Source organism: Photorhabdus namnaonensis (assembly GCF_001684335.1).
In the GTDB taxonomy this organism is placed as follows: Bacteria; Pseudomonadota; Gammaproteobacteria; order Enterobacterales; family Enterobacteriaceae; genus Photorhabdus; species Photorhabdus namnaonensis.
On record NZ_LOIC01000020.1, the window covers coordinates 126,719 to 129,459 of the forward strand.

General features: G+C 39.9%; 2 protein-coding genes and 1 pseudogene. All 3 read right to left on the bottom strand.

Going from position 1 to position 2,741, the window contains the following annotated elements; translation table 11 throughout:
* The coding region (locus Phpb_RS05280; RefSeq protein WP_240492402.1) for a hypothetical protein at nt 1-777 on the bottom strand (777 nt) is incomplete at its 3' end.
* A gap of 182 nt (nt 778-959) precedes the next feature.
* Entirely contained in the window at nt 960-2,003 is a 1,044-nt protein-coding gene (locus tag Phpb_RS05285) for a hypothetical protein (RefSeq protein WP_065389484.1), read from the bottom strand.
* Nucleotides 2,004-2,184: 181 nt separating this feature from the next.
* Nucleotides 2,185-2,741: pseudogene (locus Phpb_RS05290) on the bottom strand (hypothetical protein); the annotation flags it as partial.

The following is a 2,741-nucleotide window of genomic DNA, read 5'->3' on the forward strand; positions in this document are numbered from 1 at the left end:
GGTGGCCCAAGCCCAGGCTTTAAGCGCAATTTTTTGTTGTTCCCTAAGAGTATTTATATCTTTGGCATTATAAGCCTGCCAGACCGCCATATAAGCCTGTTGCAATTGCTGACGTTGTTCTGGAGTATCGGTATAAGGGGTTGCTTTCTCCCATTCCCAATCAGGTAAGCCACTGATTTTTACATTCCTGCTAAATCGGTACAAGGTCATATTAGGAGGAAATTCTTTCGGATTAAAATACTTTTTCTCTACATGCCCATCTTCTACATTTTGAGCCTGTACCACATGGCGTACCACCGGTGTGCTAATTGCAGCATATTTAGCTTCATTCGCGGGTGTTATTGCCACAGGCTGACCATTTTTATCAATTGCCACTTCTATCGCTGTCAACACCTCACTCTTTTTACCACGCATAGCCGTCAGTTCCAGAGTGCATTTGGCCTCAGGGCTAAAGTGATTGCGGTCTTTATCTGATAACGCATCTGAGGAAAACCAACCCAGCGCACCAAATTCCAGACTGACTTCATTTTCACCATTTGCCATTAATAGCATGGAAGCTGTACTGGCGGTACCAAGTCCCCGGCCTTCACGGGCTGAATCTCGGTTATCCATGCCCGTTACGCCATTGGTTTTAATATCACAAAAGGCATACTGAATATCGAATAAACTGCGGATATACAACTGCGGTTCATTTGCATTAGCACCTTGCATTACCATCACACCTAAACCTGACATAGTAATCACGCCTAATAATAGCAATAACCATTTTAATCTCATTTTATCCTCACGTTCCGGTGTAACCCGGTGATAAGTGGAATATTATTCAACTTTAATATTAACCAAATCCACAATCCCAGTGTCGTTTTACAATCACCAAATGCTGTATCGATATTACCGACTTTTATTGCATTTCCCATCAAGTAAAAATATCGGGTCAAATAACCCGATATTGCTATCCATTAAATTACCTGAACAAAACGGCCATTAATCAATGAAAAGATTGGTGCGACGGTAGCCAAAACCGTTTCTCCATCTTCCTCATCAACATAATAGTAAGATATTGGGAAACTTTCTGGATCTGATTTATTCACCAGTCTGACCATTCTGCCCTGATTCATTATTTTAACCCGGTAGTCATCCCAGTTAATTGGTCTCATTTTGAAACCTTTTTCGTTGATATCACTGTAAGCAGATTGATCAGCAAAAATACTTTCTTCACTTTCATCAGTGGCCCAAGCCCAGGCTTTAAGCGCAATTTTTTGTTGTTCCCTAAGAGTATTTATATCTTTGTCATTATAAGCCTGCCAGACCGCCATATAAGCCTGTTGCAATTGCTGACGTTGTTCTGGAGTATCGGTATAAGGGGTTGCTTTTTCCCATTCCCATTCAGGTAAGCCACTAATTTTTACATTCCTGCTAAATCGGTATAAGGTCATATTGGGTGGAAATTTCCGGCTATTAAAGAATTTTTTATCTTTATGTCCAGACTCTACGTTTTCTGCCTGAATCGTATGACGCACCACTGGTGTACTAATAGCAGCATATTTCGCTTCATTTGAGGGTGTTATTGCCACAGGCTGACCATTTTTATCAATTGCCACTTCAATTGCCGTCAATACTTCACTTTTTTTACCACGCATGGCTGTCAATTCCAGATTACACTTAGCTTCAGAATTAAAGTGGCTGCGGTCTTTATCTGATAATGCATCTGAGGAAAACCAACCCAATGCGCCAAATTCCAGACTGATTTTATTTTCACCGTTTGTCATAAATAACATGGAAGCCGTACTGGCAGTACCAAATCCCCGACCTTCCCGGGCTGAATCTCTATTATCCATTCCCGTTACACCATTGGTTTTAATATCACAAAAGGCGTATTGGATATCGAATAAACTGCGAATATACAGCCGCGGTTCATTTGCATTAGCACCTTGCACTACTATCACACCTAAACCTGACATAGTAATCACGCCTAACAATAGCAATAACCATTTTAATTTCATTTTATCCTCACATTCCGGGTAATCCGGTGATAAGTTGAATATTACTCAACTTTAATATTAACCAAATCCACAATCCCAGTGTCGTTTTACAATCACCAAATGCCGTATCGATATCACCGACTTTTATTATATTTCCCATCAAGAGAAAATATCGGGTCAAATAACCCGATATTGCTATCCATTAAATTACCTGAACAAAACGACCATTAATTAATGAGAAAATCGGCGCAACAGTCGCTAAAACAGTCTCGCCATCTTCATCAACATAATAATAGGATATTGGGGAACTTTCTGGATCTGATTTATTCACCAATCTGACCATTCTTCCCTGGTTCATTATTTTAACAGTGTAGTCATTCCAATTAATTGGTTTCATCTTGAAACCTTTTTCATTGATATCACTGTAAGCAGATTGATCAGCAAAAATACTTTCTTCACTTTCATCAGTCGCCCAAGCCCAAGCTTTAAGCGCAATTTTTTGTTGTTTCCTAAGAGTATTTATATCTTTAGCATTATAAGCCTGCCAGACCGCCATATAAGCCTGTTGCAATTGCTGACGCTGTTCAAGTGTATCCGTGTAAGGGGTGGCTTTCACCCATTCCCAATCAGGTAAGCCACTGATTTTTACACTACGGCTAAATCGGTACAAAGTCATATTAGGAGGAAATTCTTTCGGATTAAAATACTTTTTCTCTACATGCCCATCTTCTACATTTTGAGCCTGTACCACATGGCGTA